We start from the raw sequence: 19,206 nt of genomic DNA, 5'->3' as shown, positions 1-19,206 counted from the left end.
CGGGAGCACCCGTACACCCAGGTCCCATGCGGTTCCTGGTCCCCGTCCGCAAGACACACCCGACTCGAAGAGCGCACTGCCGTGACCGACACCCAGGTCCGGGCAGGCTGGTATCCCGACCCGCTGGGCATGCCCCAGCTGAGGTGGTGGGACGGCCGTTCCTGGACGAGCCACATCTCCACCGCGCGAGAAGCGCCGGTGCGGCATGTCGCGCCCGCGGGCTTCGCCGACCCGGATGAGGTGCGGCGTCGCGGACGCCACCGCGCCGAGACCTCGGGTGAGGGCGATACCGAGGCGCGCGGCCCGCAGTTCGCGAGCGGTCAGTCGGCCCTCCCCGCCGGCACGAACGCGACGCCCGAGCTCGGCTGGGCGGGCGCCGCGCTGACCCTCCACTCCGTGCAGGCCACGCGCGTGCCGATGCTCATCGAGCTCGGTGTCGCGAACCATCCGACGATCCGCATCGACCCGCGCCACCAGGCCTACGACTGGCTGCTCGACCTCGAGCGGTTCCCCGAGGCCCCGACGGGCGTCGTCGTGTCGGTCGAGCTCGTGGGCGCGGGCACTCCCCCGCCGTTCGAACTGCCCGGCAAGAGCCTCGACGAGCTGCTCTGGAAGGTGGGGCGCGCGGCGTTCCCCGAGCGCCTCGCCCCGTGGCTCGAGGACGGCCAGGCCTACTGGCTCACCCGCTGGCCCAACTGGACGTCGCTGCAGCCCGACACCGACCACATCCGCCAGACGGCCATGCTCGCCAACACGATGCTCACGATCGAGCAGCTCGCGGGGCTCTCGGGTCGCGGCGTCGAGACGACCCGCACGCTCATCAACGCCCTCAGTCTCATGGGCGTACTCGGTGTCGCCGAGCCCTCGACGGTCGCACCGCGCGCCGCGAGGGAGGCGCTCGGCGAGAACAGCCTCTTCCAGCGACTGCGTCGGCGCTTCCGGATGGCGTGATGGCCGAGTACGTCATCCTCTTCGCGGGGCCCATGGGCGCCGGGAAGACCACCGCCATCCGGTCGCTCAGCGAGATCGAGGTCGTGTCGACGGAGGCCGTCAACTCCGACCGCGACACCGTCGACAAGCCGACGACGACGGTCGGCATGGACTACGGCGAGATCGATCTCGACCCCGACAAGGTGCGCCTGTACGGCGTGCCCGGCCAGGCGCGCTTCGACTTCATGTGGGAGATCCTGCGCGAGCGCGCCATGGGTCTCATCGTGCTCGTCAACGCCGACGCCCCCGAGCCCGAGCGCCACGTGCACGAGCAGCTCACGGCGTTCGCCGAGCTCGCGCGACGCGGCGGCGTCGTCGTGGGCGTGACGCGCTACGACCTCCAGCGCACCGACATCGGCGACCGCATCGTCGCGACGGCCCGGGCCGTGCTGCCCGACCGCGTGACGCCCGTGTTCGCGGTCGACGCGCGAGATCAGGAGCAGATGCGCACCCTCCTGCTGTCGCTCATCGCCGACATCGAGACGCGCCAGGCCCTCGCGGAGGCGACGCCGTGACGACGCTCGCCCTCCATCGCGATCCCGTGGTGGTCTCCGCCGCGAAGGCGGCCCTCGCGGGGCTCGCCGCCGCGTGCCGCACCGTGCGCGCCGCATCCGTGCTGACCGACGACGGCTTCACGATCGCGCGCATCCCGCAGGCCGGCTCAGGCGAGCGGCTCGCGAGCATGGCGAGCACCCTGCAGGCGCTCACGGATGCCGTGGTGCGCGAGCTGCGCATCGGCACGACCGACCACGTGCAGCTCGTCGCGAGCGAGGGCGCCGTCGTCGTGCGCCGCGTCGGCGATCGCCCGTGCGCGATGGTCGCGGTCTTCGACGAGCCGCCGGGAGTCGAGGAGCTCGCCGACCTCGAGGCCGCATCCGCCCGGCTCGCCGTCACCTGGGCGCCCGCGCGCTGAGGCGACGCCTGGCCCCCACTCGGGGCACGCGGCGATGAGCGACCCTCCGCTATCCTCGATGCGGCGCGCCATGCGCGCCGACCGCAGCCGGCCCCGGCACGGTCAGCCGAACCAGGACCACCACCATGGACGAGCGACAGACCCCCGCAGGCTGGTACCCCGACCCCCTCGGGCTGCCCCAGCTGCGCTGGTGGGACGGTCAGGGTTGGGCCGAGCACACCTCCGAGGCGCGCCGCCCCCTCCGCGAGCAGCAGGCCCGCACGGTCTTCGCCGAGCCGGAGATGCCCCAGGCAGCCGAGCCCGAGGTGCCCCAGGCGGAGGCGGGCGAGCCCGTCGTGCCGCCGACCCCGAAGCCCACCGCCCCCGCGGGCCCCGCCGCGCTCCCCGCGGGAAGCGCCGACGGGTCGGTCCAGGGCTGGAGCGGCGCCGCTCTCACGATCGTCTCGATGCGCCAGGCGGGTGTGCCCACGATCCTCGACGTCGAGGTCGCCGGCCACCCGAGCCTCGTCATCGACCTGCGCCACAACGCCTTCTCGTGGCAGCTCGGCCTCGACCGCTTCCCGACCGAGCCGGCGTCGGTCGCCGTCTCGGTGCGGATCGCCGACGCGTCGACGCCCGCGCCGTTCGAGCTGCCGGGCGACTCGCTCGACGGGCTGCTCTGGAAGATGGGCTTCGCCGGCTTCGCCGACGAGCTCGCGCCGTGGCTACAGCCCGGTCAGGCCTACCGGCTCGCCCGCTGGCCGCAGCTGAGCGGCTTCGAGCCCGAGACCGACCCGCTGCGTCAGGCCGCGATGCTCAGCAACGGCATCTTCACGATCGAGCAGCTCGCGAACTTCACGGGCCGCTCCGTCGAGCCGACGCGCACGCTCATCAACGCCCTCAGCCTCATGGGCGCGCTCGAGGTCGTCGCGCGCTGAGCCCGCGCCCGCTCGCGCGGCTCAGTCGGCCTGCACGATCGGCAGCCCGGCCTCGTGCCACGAGATGATGCCGCCGTCCACGTTGACCGCGTCGTAGCCCTGCTGCTCGAGGTAGGCGGTCGCCTGCGCGCTGCGCGCACCGGAACGGCACATGAGGTAGAGCGTGCCGTCGGTCGGGAGCTCCCCCATCCGCTCGACGAGCTCACCGAGCGGCACGAGCGTGACACCCTCGACGTGGGCCGCGTCGTACTCCTCCGGCTGACGCACGTCGATGATGACGGCGCCCTCGATGGCGGCGAGCTCGGCGGGTTCGATGCTGTTCACGCGGCCACGATACCCGGCACCCGCCCAGGCTCGCCGGGCCCCCGTCGCTAGGCTGGAGGCATGCAGGCCGTGGTCGATTGGTGGGAGAGCCTCGGGCCGTGGCAGGTGCCGTTCCGCGTGCTGTTCATCATCGTGGGCGCCATCCTCATCCGGCTCGCGCTCCAGTTCGTCATCAACCGCGTCGTGCGCTCGATCGTCTCGGGCGTCAAGAAGAAGCAGGGCGTCGACGACACCCAGGCGCTCGCCGCATCGCCCCTCGCCGCCGTGCGCGTCGTGCAGCGCACGCGCACCCTCGGCGGCGTGCTCTCGAGCGCTCTCACGACGATCGTCGTCATCGTCGGCACGCTGCTCATCATCACCGAGGTGTTCCCGGATGCCGTGGGCGCGTTCTCGCTCATCACTGCCGCGATCGGCGCGGGCCTCGGCTTCGGCGCCCAGAACATCGTCAAGGACGCCCTCAACGGCATCTTCATGGTCATCGAGGATCAGCTCGGGGTCGGCGACGTCGTCGACCTCGGTCCCGCGACGGGCGTCGTCGAGTCGGTCGGCATCCGCATCACCGACATCCGCGACGTCAACGGCACCCTGTGGCACGTGCGCAACGGCGAGATCGTGCGCGTCGGCAACCTCTCGCAGGGCTGGGCGCGCGCCATCATCGACCTCGCGGTGCCCTACGAGTCGGACATCGAGGAGGTCGAGGCGCTCATCCTCACGACCGCGCTCGAGCTCGCCGACGAGCCCAAGTGGAAGCGGCTCATCATGGAGAAGCCCGAGCTGTGGGGCATCGAGTCGATCTCGGCGGAGGCCGTCGTCGTGCGCCTCGTCGTGAAGACCCGCACCTCGGCGAAGGACGACGTGTCGCGCGAGCTGCGCCTGCGCCTCAAGCGCGCGCTCGACGCGGCCGGCATCCGCCTCCCCGCCCTCAACGCGATCGTGCTCTCGGGCTTCGAGGGTGCCGCGTCGATCCGCGGCGCCCGCCCTCCCAAGACGGCGTCGCTGCCCGTCGTCGAGCAGCCCAAGGCCCCGAAGGCGCCGCGCGCGCCCAAGCCCCCGAAGGGACAGTCGTGAACCTGCAGATCCGCGTCGGGCAGGGCGGCGAGGTCGCGGGCGGCAGCTTCTGGGAGGCCGTGGGCGGCCGCCCCACCTTCGAGAAGCTCGTGCGCCGGTTCTACGAGGGCGTGCGCGGCGACGAGCTGCTGTGGCCCATGTACCCGGAGGAGGACCTCGAGGGCGCCATCCAGCGCCTCACGGGCTTTCTCGAGCAGTACTGGGGCGGCCCCGGAACCTACAGCGAGCAGCGCGGCCACCCGCGGCTCCGGATGCGGCACGCGCCCTTCCCGGTGACCCCCGCCGCGCGCGACGCGTGGCTGCGCCACATGCGCGACGCCGTCGACGAGCTCGGACTCAGCCCCCTGCACGAGAACATGCTGTGGGACTACCTCGAGCGGGCCGCGCACGCCATGGTCAATGCCGCCGATGAGCGGCCCTCCGCCGGATAGTGTTGGACGACTGACCTAGTTCTGAGCGATCCGGGGGAACAATGGCCGACCAGGCTGACGCGATCATCATCGGAGCCGGATTGGCGGGCCTCGTGGCCGCATCCGAGCTCGTCGACGCCGGCAAGAAGGTCGTGATCCTCGAGCAGGAGCCCGAGGCGAGCTTCGGCGGCCAGGCGTGGTGGTCGTTCGGCGGGCTGTTCCTCGTCGACTCCCCCGAGCAGCGCCGCATGGGCGTCAAGGACTCGCACGAGCTCGCCCGCCAGGACTGGTTCGCGAGCGCCGAGTTCGACCGCGCCGAGGACGACTGGGCGCGCGAATGGGCCGAGGCCTACCTCGCCTTCGCCGCGGGCGAGAAGCGCGCCTGGCTGCACGAGAAGGGCGTGCGCTTCTTCCCCGTCGTCGGCTGGGCGGAGCGCGGCGGCTACACCGCCAACGGACACGGCAACTCGGTGCCCCGCTTCCACATCACGTGGGGCACCGGCCCCGGCATCCTCGAGCCGTTCATCCGCACCGTGCGCGAGGGCGTCGAGAAGGGGCTCGTCGAGCTGCGCTTCCGCCACCGCGTCGACCGTCTCGTGACGAAGGGCGGCGCCGTCGTCGGCGCGGCAGGCAAGGTGCTCGCACCGGATGCCGCCGAGCGCGGGCAGGCCTCCAATCGCGACGAGGTCGAGGACTTCGAGGTCACGGCGCAGGCCGTCGTCGTCGCCTCGGGCGGCATCGGCGGCAACCACGAGCTCGTGCGCGAGAACTGGCCCGAGTGGCTCGGCACCGCCCCCGAGAGCATGCTCTCGGGCGTGCCCGCCCACGTCGACGGGCGCATGCTGGGCATCGCCGCGAAGGCGAAGGCGCGCCTCGTCAACCAGGACCGCATGTGGCACTACGTCGAGGGCATCGAGAACCACTCCCCCGTGTGGCCGATGCACGGCATCCGCATCCTTCCCGGGCCGTCGAGCATGTGGTTCGACGCGGAGGGCCACCGCCTGCCCGTGCCGCTCTTCCCCGGCTTCGACACCCTCGGAACGCTCGAGTACCTGCGCCAGACCGGCTACGACCACTCGTGGTTCATCCTCGACCAGTCGATCATCGAGAAGGAGTTCGCGCTCTCGGGCTCCGAGCAGAACCCCGACCTCACAGGCAAGAGCGTGCGCGAGCTGCTGCGCCAGCGGCTCGGCAAGGGAGCGACCGAGCCCGTCGAGGCCTTCAAGGAGAAGGGCGCCGACTTCGTCGTGGCCGACTCGCTCGACGACCTGTTCGCCGGGATGCGGCGCCTCGCTCCCGAGGTCGAGCTCGACGTCGTCGCGATCCGGCACGAGCTCGAGGCTCGCGACCGCGAGCTCGACAACGCGTTCACGAAGGATGCCCAGGTGACCGCGCTGCGCGGCGCGCGCAATTACCGCGGCGACAAGCTCATCCGCGTCGCGAAGCCGCACAAGATCCTCGACGAGAAGCACCGCCCGCTCATCGCGGTCAAGCTGCACGTGCTCACGCGCAAGTCGCTCGGCGGCATCCAGACGAACCTCTCGGCGCAGGCGCTCGACGCGAAGGGCAAGCCCATCAAGGGGCTCTACGCGGTCGGCGAGGCAGCGGGCTTCGGCGGCGGCGGCGTGCACGGCTACCGCTCGCTCGAGGGCACCTTCCTCGGCGGCTGCCTCTTCACGGGTCGCCAGGCAGGCCGCGCGATCGCGGGCACGCTGTAGCACGCGGCTGGTTTCGACACGCGCCCTGCGGGCGCTACTCAACCAGCGGTACGCGCGGGCGACGCCTACCCCGCTGACTGACACCGGGCTGGTTTCGACACGCGCCCTGCGGCCGCTACTCAACCAGCGGTACGCGCGGGCGACGCCTACCCCGCTGATTGAGTAGCCGCGAAGCGGCGTGTCGAAATCAGCCCCGCGAGTGACACCGGGCTGGTTTCGACACGCGCCCTGCGGGCGCTACTCAACCAGCGGTGAGCGCGGGCGACGTGCCGCTAGCGTGCGAGGGTCCAGGCGCGGCGTTTGACGAGGATGTGACCGCGGCGCGTCGTGAGGCGCGTCCAGGGTCCCGTCTCGTAGGTGGAGACGGGGTCGTCGCCGAGGAAGCCGAGGCTCACGGCCGCGAAGCCGGCGCCCGCGGGGATGTGCTCGGCACCGGGGATCTCGCGACCCCACACCTCGCCGCGCACGCGCCGCACGATCGACTCGCCCACGGCATCCGGCACCGCCTCCGCGACCTCGGCGATGCCGTCGCGCGCGACGCGGTCGAGCGTCTCGCCGTCCGGCCCGGGAACCGCGCGCCAGCCGCCGCGGGGCGGCGAGATGGCTGCCCAGGTGGCCGTGTGCACCTCCATGGGGAGGCCGACGGTCGCGGGCTCTTCCGTGCCGCGCTCGATCGCGGCCACCGCGAGCTCCTGGGCGCGCTCGACGCGCAGCAGGAGCGAGCGGATGGGCACGACCGCGTCGAACTCGCCGCCGCCGTTCAGGGCGAAGGTGCGCAGGCCGAGCACGGTCGGCGTCTCGTCGAGCAGCCCGACGGGGTAGAGCACGGCCGCGTAGACCGCGAGCACGCCGCTGCCGCCGATGAGGCGCACGGAGCCGTCCTCGATGCGCTGGGCGCGCGCGAGGAACGTCTGCAGGTCGTCCAGCGACGCGGGATCGGAGAAGGTGAAGGCACGGGCGGTCACAGCGCCCCCAGCCTATCCGGATGGGGCCGCGCCGACTTCTAGACTGAACGCATGAGCGACCCCGGCGCGCGCGTGGACCCGCTGAGCGGCCTCCTCGCCACCCTCGACCTGACCGACACGGGGGCGCGCACCTCCGAGGACATCTTCACGGGGCCGAGCCAGTGGATGCCGGGGGGCCGCGTGTTCGGCGGCCAGGTGTACGCGCAGTCGATCATGGCCGCGATCCGCACCGTCGAGCCCGACCGTCAGATCCACTCGACGCACGGCTACTTCCTGCGCCCGGGCGATGCGAACCTGCCGATCACGTTCTCGGTCGACCGCATCCACGACGGCCGCTCGTTCTCGACCCGTCGCACGCAGGCATACCAGAACGGGCTCCCCATCCTGTCGATGATCGCGTCGTTCCAGGACCACGACCCGGGCCTCGAGCACCAGCTCGACATGCCGGACGGCGTCACCCCGCCCGAGGAGCTGCCCGCCGCCGCCGAGGTGCTCGGCCCCGTCGACCACCCTGTGGCGCAGTTCTGGGCCAACAGCCGCGCGTTCGACATCCGGCACGTCGAGCAGCCGATCTACTTCGGCCCCGACCCGAACCCCTCTCCGCGCCAGGCGCTCTGGATGCGCACGATCGGACGGATGCCGGACGACGACAACCTGCACCGCGCCGCGCTCGCCTACGCGAGCGACTACTCGATCCTCGAGCCCGTACTGCGCGGGCACGGTCTCGAGTGGACGCACCGCGGGCTGCGGATGGCGAGCCTCGACCACGCGATGTGGTGGCACCGCCCCGCGCGCGTCGACGAGTGGCTGCTGTACGTGCAGGAGTCGCCCGTCGCGATCGGCGGCCGCGGCCTGTCGACGGGCCGCATCTACACGCGCGAGGGCGTGCTCGTGGCATCCGTCGCCCAGGAGGGCATGGTGCGGGTGCCCGAGCTGCGCGACTGACGCGGGGTCCGCTGCCGCTCAGCGCGCGGGGGCGATGCGCTGCCCCGCGACGACGGCGGCTGCCGCGACGACCGGGTGCATGAGCGCGAGCGCGACGACGGCGCCGGGCGTCGTGCCGGGGATGAAGCCCGTGATGAGCAGCACGACGTCCGGAACGAGCGAGAGCACGACGAGCACGGGCACGAGCACGCGCAGCAGGCGTGCGGAGCGCGCGACGAAGCGCACGACGAGGAGCCAGCCGCCGAGGGCGAGGAGCGTGCCGGCGGTCGCGAACGCCAGGTAGGCCTGCGGCTGCAGGGGCGGGAAGGCCTCGCCCACACCGGCGGCACGGGTGACGAGGGCGATGAGGCTCGTGACGAGTGCGGATGCCGCGACGGCGGCCAGCACGGTGAGGGTGACGGTGAGCGCACGCGGGGCGGTGCGGTCGGCGGTGGCGGTCATGGGGGGCTCCTTCGGCGGTGGACGGTAGCCCGACGCTACGGTCGCGTCGAGGCGCGCTGGAACCGCCCGGCGGAGTAACCGGGGTGCTCCGTTCGGAGTAGTGCTAGCTAGCGCTGCGCGAGTCGACGCAGCTCCTGACGCGCGATCGTCCGGCGGTGGACCGCGTCCGGCCCGTCGACGACGCGCAGCGCGCGCGCCCAGGCGGAGAAGTAGGCGAGGGGGAGGTCGTCACCGAGGCCCGCCGCGCCGAACACCTCGATCGCGCGGTCGATGACGCGGTTCGCGACCCTCGGCGCGGCGACCTTGATGCCCGCGATCTCAGATCGGGCCGCTCGAGCGCCTCCCTGGTCGATGAGCCACGCGGCCCGCTGCACGTAGAGCCGCACCTGGTCGATCTCGATCCGCGACTCGGCGATCATGTCCTGCACGGCGCCCTGCTCGGAGAGCGGGCGACCGAACGCGACTCGACGGGTGGCGCGATCCGTCAGAAGCGAGAGCGCCCGCTCGGCCATGCCGATGGCCCGCATCGCGTGATGGATGCGTCCGGGCCCGAGCCGTGCCTGAGCGATCGCGAATCCGTCTCCTTCGTCTGCGAGCAGGTTCGTCGCGGGCACACGCACATCGGTGAGGCGGATCTCCGAGTGGCCATGCTGATCCTGGTACCCGAAGATCGGTAGGTGGCGCACGATCTCGAATCCGGGGGTGTCGCGCGGCACGAGGATCATGGACTGCTGCCGGTGGGGCTCGGCGTCGGGATCGGTCTTGCCCATGACGATGAACACACGGCATCGCTCGTCCGCCGTCCCGGTGATCCACCACTTGTGCCCGTTGATGACGTATTCGTCGCCGTCGCGCACGATCGACGTCGCGATGTTCGTGGCGTCCGACGAGGCGACGTCGGGCTCGGTCATGGCGAAGGCGGATCGGATCTCCCCTTCGAGGAGCGGCTCGAGCCATCGCTTCCGCTGCTCCTCCGTGCCGAAGAGGTGCAGGATCTCCATGTTGCCGGTGTCCGGGGCCTGGCAGTTGATGGCCTCGGGCGCGATGACGGGAGACCAGCCGGTCACCTCGGCGACCGCGGCGTAGTCGAGGTTGGACATGCCCGACACCGCCGGGAGGAAGAGGTTCCAGAGTCCGCGGCGGCGGGCCTCGGCCTTGAGTTCCGCCATGACGGGCGGATGGCTGTGCTCGCCGTCCGCGCGGAGCTGCTCCGCCCACACCGGCTCGGCCGGGATGATGTGCTCCTCGAGGAACCGGCGCATCTCCGCTGCGGCATCGCGCGCCGCGGCCGACGGGGCAAAATCCATCAGGGTACTCCCTTGTCACCGACTGACTGGTCGGTCATCAGTCTGCCCGTCGGCCGTGCGCACGTCAAACTTGACGCCTCGCAAGTCCCTAGCAATACTGGTGCTGCCCGACCGACGAGTCGGTCGAGAAAGGCCGACGTGTGACTGCTCAGACGCTCCCGGGGCTCGAGATGGGGCCGCTCGCCGGCTATCTCGCGGCCGAGCTCGGCGCGGACGCCGACCGACCGTTCGACGTCCAGCTGCTCGCGGGCGGTCGCTCGAACGTCAGCTACCGGATCCGACAGGATGCCCGCGATTGGGTGCTGCGCCGTCCCCCGCTGGGGAACATCCTCCCCAGCGCGCACGACATGCGGCGCGAGCATCGCCTCCTCATGGGGATGACCACGGCGGGGTTCCCCGTGCCCGCTCCGCTCGCCCTCTGCGAGGACGCCGACGTGCTCGGCGTGCCCTTCCTCGTCATGGACTTCGTCGAGGGCCGGGTCGTCGCCGATGCCGCGGACGCACGCGCCCTGTCGCCGGCCGCGGCCCGGGAGGTCTCGCACGCGCTCGTCGAGACGCTCGCGCGCCTGCACGCCATCGACCCCGCGGACGCCGGGCTGGCGGACCTCGGGCGACCGGATGGCTACCTCGAGCGCCAGGTGCGCCGCTGGGCCGACCAGTGGCAGCGCACCCGCACGCGCGAGCTCCCCGACGTCGACGCCCTCATCGCCTGGCTGCGGGAACGCATCCCGCGCATCCCGTCGGGACTTCCGTCGTCGATCGTCCACGGCGACTTCCGAATCGACAACGCGATCCTGTCCGAGGATCACGCGAAGGTGCGCGCCGTCCTCGACTGGGAGATGTCGACCCTCGGCGACCCGGTGAGCGATCTCGCGATCTCGCTCGTCTACTGGAGCGAGGCGGGCGACGGCCTGCGCGCCGAGATCGACGTCGCCCGCGGCGTGACCGCCGGTCCGGGCTTCCTGACGCGCGCCGAGCTCGTCGAGGCGTACGCGGATGCGAGCGGCCTCGACCTCGGCCATCTCGACGCGTGCATCGTGCTCGCGTGCTTCAAGCTCGCCGTCATCATGGAGTCGATCCACAAGCGTACGCTCGAGGGCGCGCAGCTGGGCGACGCGGCCCGCGAGGGTCAGGGCCTCGAGGCCGCACCCGCCGCGCTCGCGCGCATGGGCCGCCATGTGGCCGAAGGCGGCGGGATCGCCGCGCTGTCACTCTGAGCGGACGGCGAGCGCGGCCTTGCCCGCGAGGGCGCGATCGCGCATGGCTGCGAGGGCCTCCGCGCCTCGTGCGAGCGGCCACACGCTGTGGACCGGCGGGCGGATGCCACCGGATGCCGCGAGGCGCTCGAGATCGCGTCGAGCCGTGGCCGCGATCGCGGGATCGACGTTGAGGAAGGCGCCCCACGCGGCCCCCACGACGCTCGTGTTGCGCAAGAGCAGGCGGTTGGCGGGTATCGCGGGGATGCCCCCGGTGAACCCCAGCACGAGCAGCCGTCCCTCCGGACGCAGGCAGCGGAGGGCGTCGACGACCCCCTCCCCGCCGACGGGGTCGACGACGAGGCCGACGCCCGCCCCGTCCGTCAGAGCCTCGATCTCCTCCCGGAAGGATCGCTCGGTCTCGTCGACGACGTGATGGGCGCCCGCAGCCCGGCACAGTGCCGCCTTCTCGGCGCCGCGGCACACGGCGACGACCTCGGCTCCCGCCGCGACGGCGAGCTCGATCGCCGCGATGCCGAGGCCGCCGCCCGCACCGCGCACGAGCACGAGCTCGCCCGCCCGCACGGCGGCGCGACGGTGCAGGGCGAAATGCATGGTCTGGTAGTTGAGCACGAGCCCGCTCGCCTGGGCGAACGACATCTCGTCGGGGATCCGCATCACAAGAGCGGGGTCGGCGGTCGCGATCTCGGCGTACCCGCCGCCCATGCACGCGGCGGCCACGCGCTCCCCCGGCGCGAAGCCGCTTCCGGGCGGCGCCGAGTGGACGATACCCGCGACCTCGAGGCCCGGCACGTAGGGCAGCGCGGGCCGGTCTTGGTAGAGCCCCTGACTGATGAGCAGGTCGGGGTAGGTGACGCCCGCCGCCTCGACCTCGATGACGACCGAATCGCGAGTCGATGCGGGCTCGGGCACGTCGGCGAGCACGAGACCCTCGGGGCCCGTCCTCTCACGCAGGACGAGCGCCCTCACGCCGCCGTCCAGCCGCCGTCGATCGCGAGGTGCGCCCCCGTGATGAACGCCGCGGCGTCGGAGGCGAGGAACATGGCGGCCGAGACGATCTCGGGGGGCGTGCCGAAGCGCCGCATCGGCACCTTCGAGAGCAGTGCGTCGCGCCAGCGGTCGCTGCGCCGGAGTCCCGCCGTCATATCCGTCTCGAAGAAGCCCGGTGCCAGTGCGTTGACGCGGATGCCGCGTTCGGCCCACTCCACCGCGAGCGTCCGTGTGAGGGCGTCCACCGCGCCCTTGCTCGCCGAGTAGCCCGCCAGCCGCTCGAGCCCCGCGACGCCGCCGATGCTCGACACGTTGACGATCGAGCCGCCGCCGTCGTCGCGGAGCATGAGGCGCGCGGCCTCCCGGGCACAGAGGAAACTGCCCGTCGCGTTGACCTCGAGCACGGCGCGCCATTCCTCGTCGGTGACCGTCTCGGACCGGCTGAACGTCGGGCTGATGCCTGCGCAGTTCACGAGTACGTCGAGCCCTCCCCACTCGGCGTCGATGGCCGATGCGCAGGCCGCGACGGCCTCGCCGTCCGCGACGGATGCGGGCACCTCGATCACGTCGGCGCCCGCACCCCTGAGCTCCGCGGCGAGCGCGGCGAGCGCGGGAGCGTCGCGCGCGGTGATGGCGACGCGTGCACCGGCGGTCGCGAAACCGACGGCGATCTCACGCCCGAGCCCGCGGCTCGCGCCCGTCACCCACACGCGGCGTCCGGTGAAGTCGAACCGGGCTCCGCCCGCATCCGTCATGCCCACGCCTCCAGCTCGCGACGCAGCGCCGACGTGAATCGCGCGGCGGTGGCGCCGTCGAGGCACCGGTGGTCGAAGGCCGTCGTGACGCTGAACACCGGCGCGATCGCGATCGCGTCGCGCACGGCGACGACGCGATCGGTCATGGCCCCCACGAAGACGATCGCCGCCTGGGGTGCCGTCACGAGCGGGACACCGCGGTCGATGCCGAACATCCCGAGGTTCGACACCGTGAGCGTTCCGCCGCTCACATCGTCGGCGCCCAGGCGCCCGCCGCGGGCGCGTTCGACGATCGCCTGCATCGCGTCGACACGGCCCGCGACGTCGAGGCTGTCCGCGCCGTGCAGCACGGGGACGAGCAACCCCGAGTCGGTGTCGACGGCGATCGAGAGATTGACCTCGTCCCAGATGACGAGCGCATCTCCGTCGTACGAGGAGTTGACCTCGGGCACCTCGGCCACGGCGCGCACGACCGCCTCGATGACCATGTCGGTGTAGCCCACCTTCCGGCCGGTCTCCTCGCGGAGCCGGTCTCGGGCGGCCTTCCAACCCGTCGCGACGATGTCGACCGTCTGACTGAAGGCGGGCACCTGCGCCCAGCTGCGCGACGTGACCTGCGCCATCGTCCGCGCCACGGAGCCGAGCCTCCGCCGCTCCCGCTGCGGCACACCGACGGGAAGCGGCACGCGCGATGCGGGCTCGGTCGGCGCCGTCGCGGCGACGGGCGCCGCGGGCGCGAGGCCCGGACGCGCGGCCGCGGCGGCATCCCGCACATCCTGCTCCGTCACGAGGCCCTCGGGCCCGGTGCCCACGACGGATGCGAGATCGATGCCCTCGTCGCGCGCGAGTCGACGCGTCCGCGGCATGGCCCGAACGATCCCGGTTCGAGCCGATGGCCCGGAGGCGGAGGGGGACGCCCCCGGGCCGGTCACGGCGTCCGCTCCGCCCGCTGCCGGAGCGGACGGTTCGGCCACAGGCGCCGCAGCCTGCGGCGCGGCCGCGGCCACCTCGACGCGCAGCTCGGGACTCGCGACGAAGGCGTCGATCGCGGCGTCATCCGGTTGCTCGCCCGGATCCGCGACGACCGCGACAAGCGTGCCTACCGGGACGGTCGTCTCCTCGGCCACGAGCCGCCGCACGAGGCGCCCGGGAAGGTTCGCCTCGACCTCGGCGGTCACCTTCTCGGTCTCGACCTCGTAGAGGGCCTGACCCGGTGTCACCGACTCGCCGTCGCCGACGAGCCACTTGGCGATGAGCCCCTCCTCCATCGTCTGGCCGAGGCGGGGCAGCAGGATCTTGTGCATGAGCGTCCGTTCTCAGAGCAGGGCGCGGCAGGCCGCGACCAGGTCCTCGGCGGTGGGGATGACGAGCTGCTCGAGCTCCGTGTTCTGCGGGATCGGCACGTCCGGCGCGGTGATGCGCCGGATCGGGGCCGCCATGTAGTCCATGGCGTGCTCGGCGACCGCGGCCACCACCTCGCTGCCGACACCTCCGACGGCGGCCGCCTCGTGGGTCACGATCAGCCGGCCCGTCTTCTTGACCGACGTGAGGATCGTGTCGAGGTCGAGGGGGCGCGCCCCGCGCGGATCGATGACCTCGACGGAGATCCCCTCGTCGGCGAGCTGTTCGGCCGCCGCGAGGGCGCGCGGCACCATCGTCTGCCACGCCACGACGGTGACGTCGGTGCCCTCGCGTCGCACGTCGGCGACGCCGATCGGCACGAGGTGCTCGCCGTCGGGAACCTCGCCCTTCATGCCGTACATCCCCTTGTGCTCGAGGAACATGACGGGGTTGGGCGAGCGGATGGCGGACTTCAGCAGGCCGAGCGCGTCGGCCGGCGTCGACGGCATCACGACGTGCATGCCGACCGCCGAGAGGAGCAGTCCCTCGGGCGACTGCGAGTGCTCGGGGCCCGCGCCGTTCGCGATCCCGGAGGGACCGCGGATGACGAGCGGCATCTCGAAGAGGCCGCCGTGCATGTACCGCCACTTCGCGGCCTTGTTGTACACCTCGTCCATCGCGACGGCGATGAAGTCCGCGTACTGCAGCTCCACGACGGGGCGCAGTCCGGTGAGCGCGGCCCCGACGCCGCCGCCCACGATGAAGTTCTCGGAGATGGGGGTGTCGAAGACGCGCTTGCGGCCGAAGCGCTCCTGCAGGCCGCGCGTGATGCCGAAGACGCCGCCGAAGGCGCCCACGTCCTCCCCCATGACGAAGACGGACGGGTCGCGTTCGAGCTCCTCCGCGAGCGCGCGGTTGATCGCGCGGGCATAGCTCAGCATGGTCATTCGGATGCTCCTCGGGCTCAGGCGTAGATGTAGTCGTAGACGCGGGAGGGGTCGGGCTTGGTCCCCGCCGCGGCGGTCTCGGCGGCGCTCTCGACCTCCGCGGTCACCTCGGCGAGCACGTCGTCGAGCCACTGCTGGGTCACCACGCCCTCCTCGAGCAGACGACGGGGGTAGGTCAGGAGCGGGTCCTTCGCCTCCCACTCGGCGAGCTCGCCCTCGGGGCGGTAGGTCTGCGGGTCGCCCTCGTAGTGACCGCGGTACCGGTAGGTCATCGCCTCGATGAGGGTCGGCCCCTCGCCCGCGCGTGCCCGCTCGACGGCGTCGCTGACGGCAGCGTGCACGGCATCCGGGTCCATGCCGTCGACGACGACCCCCGGCATGCCGTACGCCGACGCACGGTCGGCGACCTGCGGCACGCTGAGCGACTCGGCGACGGGTACCGAGACCGCGTAGCCGTTGTTCTCGCACAGCCAGATGACGGGCAGCTTCCAGAGGGATGCGACGTTCGCCGACTCGTGGAAGGTGCCGCGGTTGGAGGCACCGTCGCCGAAGAAGCACATCACGACCTGGTCGGACTCCCGGTAGCGGGCGGAGATGCCGGCCCCCGCGGCGATCGGGAACGAGCCGCCGAGGGTGCCGCTCTGCCCGAGCACACCGCGCTCGGGCCACGCGATGTGCACGATGCCGGCGCCGAGCCCGCGCGTGGTCCCCTCGGAGGTCGAGAGGAAGTCGCCGAAGAGCTTGTCGATCGGCACACCCTTGGCGATCGCGTGCCCCATGCCGCGGTGGTCGTAGAGCAGGTAGTCGTCGGCTCGCAGCGCGAGCGTCGCGCCGACGGCCGTCGCCTCCTGCCCACGGCCCGCGTGGTAGAAGCCGGAGGTGCGTCCCTCCTCGATGAAGCGCCGCAGGCGCTGCTCCCATACGCTCACGCGCAGCATCTCGCGGTAGATGGCGCGACGGGTGTCCGGGTCGATCATGCTGAACCTCTCTGGGGAACGATCGCCGCCTTGACGGTGGCATCGCCCGCCGCGGGCCCACGGAGGGCGTCCGCGGCGCGGTCGAGGCCGAGCCGGTCGGTGACGAGATGGGACAGGCGGACCTCGCCCGAGGCGATGAGCTCGACCGAGCGGACGAAGTCCTTCTGCAGGTAGGCGAACGATCCGCGCACGGGGTGATCCCCGCACGGGAAGGCGATCGGGTCGTCGTTGAGACCGACCATCACGACGGGCGCACCGCCTCGGAGGAAGGGAAGCGCCGCGCGGACGGCGGCGGGCACTCCGGATGCGTCGACGAGCGCATCGAACCGCGCGCCGTCGGGGAGCGCCCCCGGCTCGAAGGTCGCGGCTCCGAGCGTCTCGGCGGCCGCGCGGCGGCCCGCGAGCGGCTCGACGGCCGTGACGCGCATGCCGGCGACGCGTGCGGCCGCCATGACCGTGAGGCCGACCGCGCCTGCGCCCGTCACGAGGATCTCGCGCGCGGGCCCCGCGAGGTCCACCGCATGCAGGGCGACGGCGAACGGCTCGGCCCACAGGAGGTCGAAGGGGTCGACCTCGTCGGGCACGGGGAAGATGGTCACCCCGGGCTCGGCCTCGCTCAGCACGACCTGCTCGGCGAAGGCACCCGGTGTGCCGTAGCCGAGCGAGGGACCGTACGTCGCGCCGCACAGGTGCGCTGCACCCGCGCGGCAGTACGAGCACGTGCCGCACGACTGCATGGGGCGGACGGTGACGCGGCGGCCGATGAGCGCGGTGCGCTCCTCACCGGCCTCCGCGACCCGCCCCGCGAGCTCGTGGCCCATGATCTGTCCGGGCTCGATGTAGTGCCCGTGCGCGAACGAGGCGAGGTCGGAGCCGCACACGCCGCACGCCTCAACGTCGATCCGGACGTCGCGGGGACCGAGCTCGCGCTCGGGCACGACGCCCGTCGTCACGACACCGGGCTCGACGTACACGACCGCGGCGCTCAATGCATCTCCTGTCCGCCGGTGACGTTGAGCGCCTCGCCCGTCACGAAGGACGCGCCCGGCGAGGCCAGGTAGACGGCCGCAGCGGCCACATCCTCGGGGGTGCCGAAGCGGCCCGCCGGGATCTGCCGCATGAGCCGACGCCGGTAGTCGTCCTCGGTCCTCCCGGCGAGTCCCGAGAACGTCTGGTAGACGCCGCCGCGCACCGCGAGGAGCGGGGTGTCGATCGTGCCGGGGCAGATCGCGTTCACCGTGATCCCGTCGGCGCCGAGCTCGGAGGCCATCGACTGCGTGAGGCCCACGACGGCGAACTTCGCGGCCGAGTACGCGGCGAGGTACGGCTGCCCCGTCTTGCCCGCCTGAGAGGCGATCGAGATGATCCGACCGCCGTCGCCCTGGGCGCGCATGCGGCGCGCGGCCTCGCGCGAGCACAGGAAGGTGCCCGTCGCCATGACCTCGAGGTTGACCTTCCAGTCGTCGAGGGCGAGCTCGACGACCGGGGTGAGTCCGATCGCGAGGCCCGCGCAGTTGACGACGACGTCGACGCGGCCGAAATGCGCGACCGCGCGATCGAAGAGCTCGACCACCTGCGCCTCGTCGGTCACGTCGCACGCGACCGTGAGCACCTCGCCGCCGAGCTCGGCTGCGGCATCCGCGAGATCCTCTGCGGGGGCGACCTCGTAGTCGGGGTGGGTGCGCAGGGCGCTGCCGATGTCGGAGACGACGACGCGATCGCCCTGGGCGAGGAACGCCTCCGCGATCGCGCGTCCCATGCCGCCGCGTCGTGCGCCGCCCGTGACGACCACCACCCGCGGCTCCCGGTCCTGTGCCATGGCCTGTCTGTTCCTCTCGTCCGTGTCGTTCACGCCGCGTCCTCCGTGTGGAGCGCCGCGATCGCCGCGTCCCAACGCACCCCGGTCACCCGTTCGACGAGCGCGTCGATCGAGCGAGGCACCACGATCGCCACCTCGCGCTGTACGACCTCCGTGACGCTCGGCAGTGCCGCACCGGGGGCTCCGACGACCGTCGACCCGCGACGCACGGCCTTGACCGCCTGACGGAGGTCGTCGGTCGCGATGACGAGGCCGGCGCGCCCGCTCTCGTGACGCTCCGCGAGGCGAGCGCGGACCTCGCTCTCGGGGATGTCGGCGATGATCGGCTCGACGCCGGCGTGCGTGAAGAGGGCCACCGCGCGAGCCGTCGCCCCCGTGATGAGCACGGGTGCGGGGTCGAAGGTGCGAGGGAGCGCCTCGTCGATCCCCGCCGCGCACAGAAGCGCGTCGCGGAGCTGCTCCGCGAGGGCGGCAGGGGCCACGAGCCCGAGCTCGCGGTCGCCGTCGCGAACCGGGCACCAGAGCGGTCCACCGTCGCGGCAGGTGTCGCAGCGCCGGCAGGAGAGGTCGATGAACGCGACCTGTCGGTCCTGCAGCGCGCGGAGTCCGATCGACGTCGTCGTGGCGGGCATCAGCGTCCTTACTGGCTCAATCTACCGACTCGTCGGTCGGGTAACTTGACGATAGGCATACCGGGAGAGCACGTCAAGTGCGTTGTTCAGCCGCGGAACACGGGGGGCGCGTCGATCCACGGCTCGAGCACCGCGCGGTGCTCCTGCGACATCGGCACGGGCCGCCCCGTCGCGCGGTCCACCACGACCATTCCCGTCATGGCGAGCCCGTACTCGGTCTCCCCCTCGGGGTCGAAGACGCGATAGGCGAGGTCGAAACTCGAGCGCCCCAGACGAGCGACCCAGACGCCCACACCCACCGGATCCTCGCGGAACTCGAGCACGTTCCGGTACTCGATGCGCTGATGGCTCACGAGGACGAAGCGGTCACGGCCGAGCAGTTCCGTGAAACGCGTCTCGCGATAGAGCTGCTCGCGCGCGTTCTCGAGATACGAGAAGTACACCGCGTTGTTGACGTGCCCGAAGCCGTCGGCGTCCGAGAACCGGGTCTGCACGCGATAGTCGAATACGGGCATGATGCTCCCTATGCT

Annotated in this window: 22 protein-coding genes; 9 read left to right on the top strand and 13 right to left on the bottom strand. The window is 72.3% G+C overall.

The genetic code is table 11. The features are described from left to right. The first annotated feature begins 81 nt into the window (after positions 1-81). The 4 genes from H4J02_RS04785 (at position 82) to H4J02_RS13880 (ending at position 2,820) form a co-directional block, all read left to right on the top strand. Complete coding sequence (locus H4J02_RS04785) at positions 82-951, top strand: DUF2510 domain-containing protein (RefSeq protein WP_262406221.1); 870 nt, start codon at positions 82-84, stop codon at positions 949-951. Then, positions 951-1,505: an ATP/GTP-binding protein gene (locus H4J02_RS04780; protein WP_187675961.1), complete on the top strand. Its 555-nt coding sequence runs from the start codon at positions 951-953 to the stop codon at positions 1,503-1,505. Before H4J02_RS04785 ends, H4J02_RS04780 begins: the two co-directional genes overlap by 1 nt. Next, positions 1,502-1,903, top strand: coding sequence for a roadblock/LC7 domain-containing protein (locus tag H4J02_RS04775; RefSeq protein WP_187675960.1), 402 nt, complete (start codon positions 1,502-1,504; stop codon positions 1,901-1,903). Before H4J02_RS04780 ends, H4J02_RS04775 begins: the two co-directional genes overlap by 4 nt. A gap of 125 nt (positions 1,904-2,028) precedes the next feature. Beyond that, positions 2,029-2,820 carry a DUF2510 domain-containing protein gene (locus H4J02_RS13880; RefSeq protein WP_222942213.1) on the top strand — a complete coding sequence of 264 codons (792 nt, stop codon included), beginning with the start codon at positions 2,029-2,031 and terminating at the stop codon, positions 2,818-2,820. Between the two features lie 21 nt (positions 2,821-2,841). On the opposite strand, the gene H4J02_RS04765 is transcribed toward H4J02_RS13880, so the two are convergent. Further along, positions 2,842-3,144 carry a rhodanese-like domain-containing protein gene (locus tag H4J02_RS04765; RefSeq protein WP_187675959.1) on the bottom strand — a complete coding sequence of 101 codons (303 nt, stop codon included), beginning with the start codon at positions 3,142-3,144 and terminating at the stop codon, positions 2,842-2,844. Positions 3,145-3,204: 60 nt separating this feature from the next. On the opposite strand from H4J02_RS04765, the gene H4J02_RS04760 reads away from it, so the two are divergent. The 3 genes from H4J02_RS04760 to H4J02_RS04750 are packed head-to-tail and all read left to right on the top strand — an operon-like array spanning position 3,205 to position 6,340. Further along, positions 3,205-4,212: a mechanosensitive ion channel family protein gene (locus H4J02_RS04760; protein ID WP_187675958.1), complete on the top strand. Its 1,008-nt coding sequence runs from the start codon at positions 3,205-3,207 to the stop codon at positions 4,210-4,212. After that, a complete protein-coding gene (locus H4J02_RS04755; protein ID WP_316250704.1) occupies positions 4,209-4,643 on the top strand; it encodes a globin in 435 nt (144 codons plus the stop codon). The genes H4J02_RS04760 and H4J02_RS04755 overlap by 4 nt, the downstream gene beginning before the upstream one ends. A 41-nt stretch (positions 4,644-4,684) precedes the next feature. After that, positions 4,685-6,340 (top strand): FAD-binding dehydrogenase, encoded by a 1,656-nt coding sequence (locus tag H4J02_RS04750; protein ID WP_187675957.1) that lies wholly within the window; start codon positions 4,685-4,687, stop codon positions 6,338-6,340. 272 nt (positions 6,341-6,612) lie between these two features. Here the strand turns inward: H4J02_RS04750 and H4J02_RS04745 are convergent, their stop codons facing one another. Further along, positions 6,613-7,305, bottom strand: a complete 693-nt coding sequence (locus H4J02_RS04745) for a hypothetical protein (RefSeq protein WP_262406220.1) — start codon at positions 7,303-7,305, stop codon at positions 6,613-6,615. Between the two features lie 51 nt (positions 7,306-7,356). On the opposite strand from H4J02_RS04745, the gene H4J02_RS04740 reads away from it, so the two are divergent. Next, positions 7,357-8,250, top strand: coding sequence for an acyl-CoA thioesterase II (locus tag H4J02_RS04740; protein WP_187675956.1), 894 nt, complete (start codon positions 7,357-7,359; stop codon positions 8,248-8,250). A gap of 18 nt (positions 8,251-8,268) precedes the next feature. On the opposite strand, the gene H4J02_RS04735 is transcribed toward H4J02_RS04740, so the two are convergent. Together H4J02_RS04735 and H4J02_RS04730 are read right to left on the bottom strand one after the other, a co-directional pair. Beyond that, positions 8,269-8,691 carry a DUF6069 family protein gene (locus H4J02_RS04735; RefSeq protein WP_187675955.1) on the bottom strand — a complete coding sequence of 141 codons (423 nt, stop codon included), beginning with the start codon at positions 8,689-8,691 and terminating at the stop codon, positions 8,269-8,271. A 107-nt stretch (positions 8,692-8,798) separates the two neighbouring features. After that, positions 8,799-9,998: an acyl-CoA dehydrogenase family protein gene (locus H4J02_RS04730; RefSeq protein WP_187675954.1), complete on the bottom strand. Its 1,200-nt coding sequence runs from the start codon at positions 9,996-9,998 to the stop codon at positions 8,799-8,801. Between the two features lie 140 nt (positions 9,999-10,138). Here H4J02_RS04730 and H4J02_RS04725 point away from each other — a divergent pair, with 140 nt between their 5' ends. Beyond that, entirely contained in the window at positions 10,139-11,215 is a 1,077-nt protein-coding gene (locus H4J02_RS04725) for a phosphotransferase family protein (protein WP_187675953.1), read from the top strand. Here H4J02_RS04725 and H4J02_RS04720 read toward each other — a convergent pair. From H4J02_RS04720 to H4J02_RS04680, 9 genes are all read right to left on the bottom strand, one after another. Further along, positions 11,207-12,184 carry an NADPH:quinone oxidoreductase family protein gene (locus H4J02_RS04720; protein WP_187675952.1) on the bottom strand — a complete coding sequence of 326 codons (978 nt, stop codon included), beginning with the start codon at positions 12,182-12,184 and terminating at the stop codon, positions 11,207-11,209. The two genes, H4J02_RS04725 and H4J02_RS04720, sit on opposite strands and share 9 nt — an antisense overlap. Further along, positions 12,181-12,960: an SDR family NAD(P)-dependent oxidoreductase gene (locus H4J02_RS04715; protein WP_187675951.1), complete on the bottom strand. Its 780-nt coding sequence runs from the start codon at positions 12,958-12,960 to the stop codon at positions 12,181-12,183. Before H4J02_RS04715 ends, H4J02_RS04720 begins: the two co-directional genes overlap by 4 nt. After that, a complete protein-coding gene (locus tag H4J02_RS04710) occupies positions 12,957-14,264 on the bottom strand; it encodes a dihydrolipoamide acetyltransferase family protein (RefSeq protein ID WP_187675950.1) in 1,308 nt (435 codons plus the stop codon). The genes H4J02_RS04715 and H4J02_RS04710 overlap by 4 nt, the downstream gene beginning before the upstream one ends. Before the next feature lie 12 nt (positions 14,265-14,276). After that, positions 14,277-15,248, bottom strand: a complete 972-nt coding sequence (locus H4J02_RS04705) for an alpha-ketoacid dehydrogenase subunit beta (protein WP_187675949.1) — start codon at positions 15,246-15,248, stop codon at positions 14,277-14,279. Positions 15,249-15,265: 17 nt separating this feature from the next. After that, complete coding sequence (locus tag H4J02_RS04700; protein WP_187675948.1) at positions 15,266-16,225, bottom strand: thiamine pyrophosphate-dependent dehydrogenase E1 component subunit alpha; 960 nt, start codon at positions 16,223-16,225, stop codon at positions 15,266-15,268. Next, entirely contained in the window at positions 16,222-17,214 is a 993-nt protein-coding gene (locus H4J02_RS04695) for a zinc-binding dehydrogenase (RefSeq protein WP_187675947.1), read from the bottom strand. Before H4J02_RS04695 ends, H4J02_RS04700 begins: the two co-directional genes overlap by 4 nt. Continuing rightward, the gene (locus H4J02_RS04690; protein ID WP_187675946.1) at positions 17,211-18,044 is read right to left on the bottom strand and encodes an SDR family NAD(P)-dependent oxidoreductase; all 834 of its coding nucleotides are present in this window, start codon (positions 18,042-18,044) and stop codon (positions 17,211-17,213) included. The genes H4J02_RS04695 and H4J02_RS04690 overlap by 4 nt, the downstream gene beginning before the upstream one ends. A gap of 29 nt (positions 18,045-18,073) precedes the next feature. Next, entirely contained in the window at positions 18,074-18,676 is a 603-nt protein-coding gene (locus H4J02_RS04685) for a hypothetical protein (protein WP_187675945.1), read from the bottom strand. A gap of 86 nt (positions 18,677-18,762) precedes the next feature. Beyond that, on the bottom strand, positions 18,763-19,191 hold the full coding sequence (locus H4J02_RS04680) for a thioesterase family protein (protein ID WP_187675944.1): 429 nt from the start codon (positions 19,189-19,191) through the stop codon (positions 18,763-18,765). Positions 19,192-19,206: the final 15 nt, after the last annotated feature.

Source organism: Protaetiibacter sp. SSC-01 (genome assembly GCF_014483895.1).
In the GTDB taxonomy this organism is placed as follows: Bacteria; Actinomycetota; Actinomycetes; order Actinomycetales; family Microbacteriaceae; genus Homoserinibacter.
Note: the sequence above shows the minus strand (reverse complement) of the source record. Positions and strands in the feature narration are given on the sequence as shown.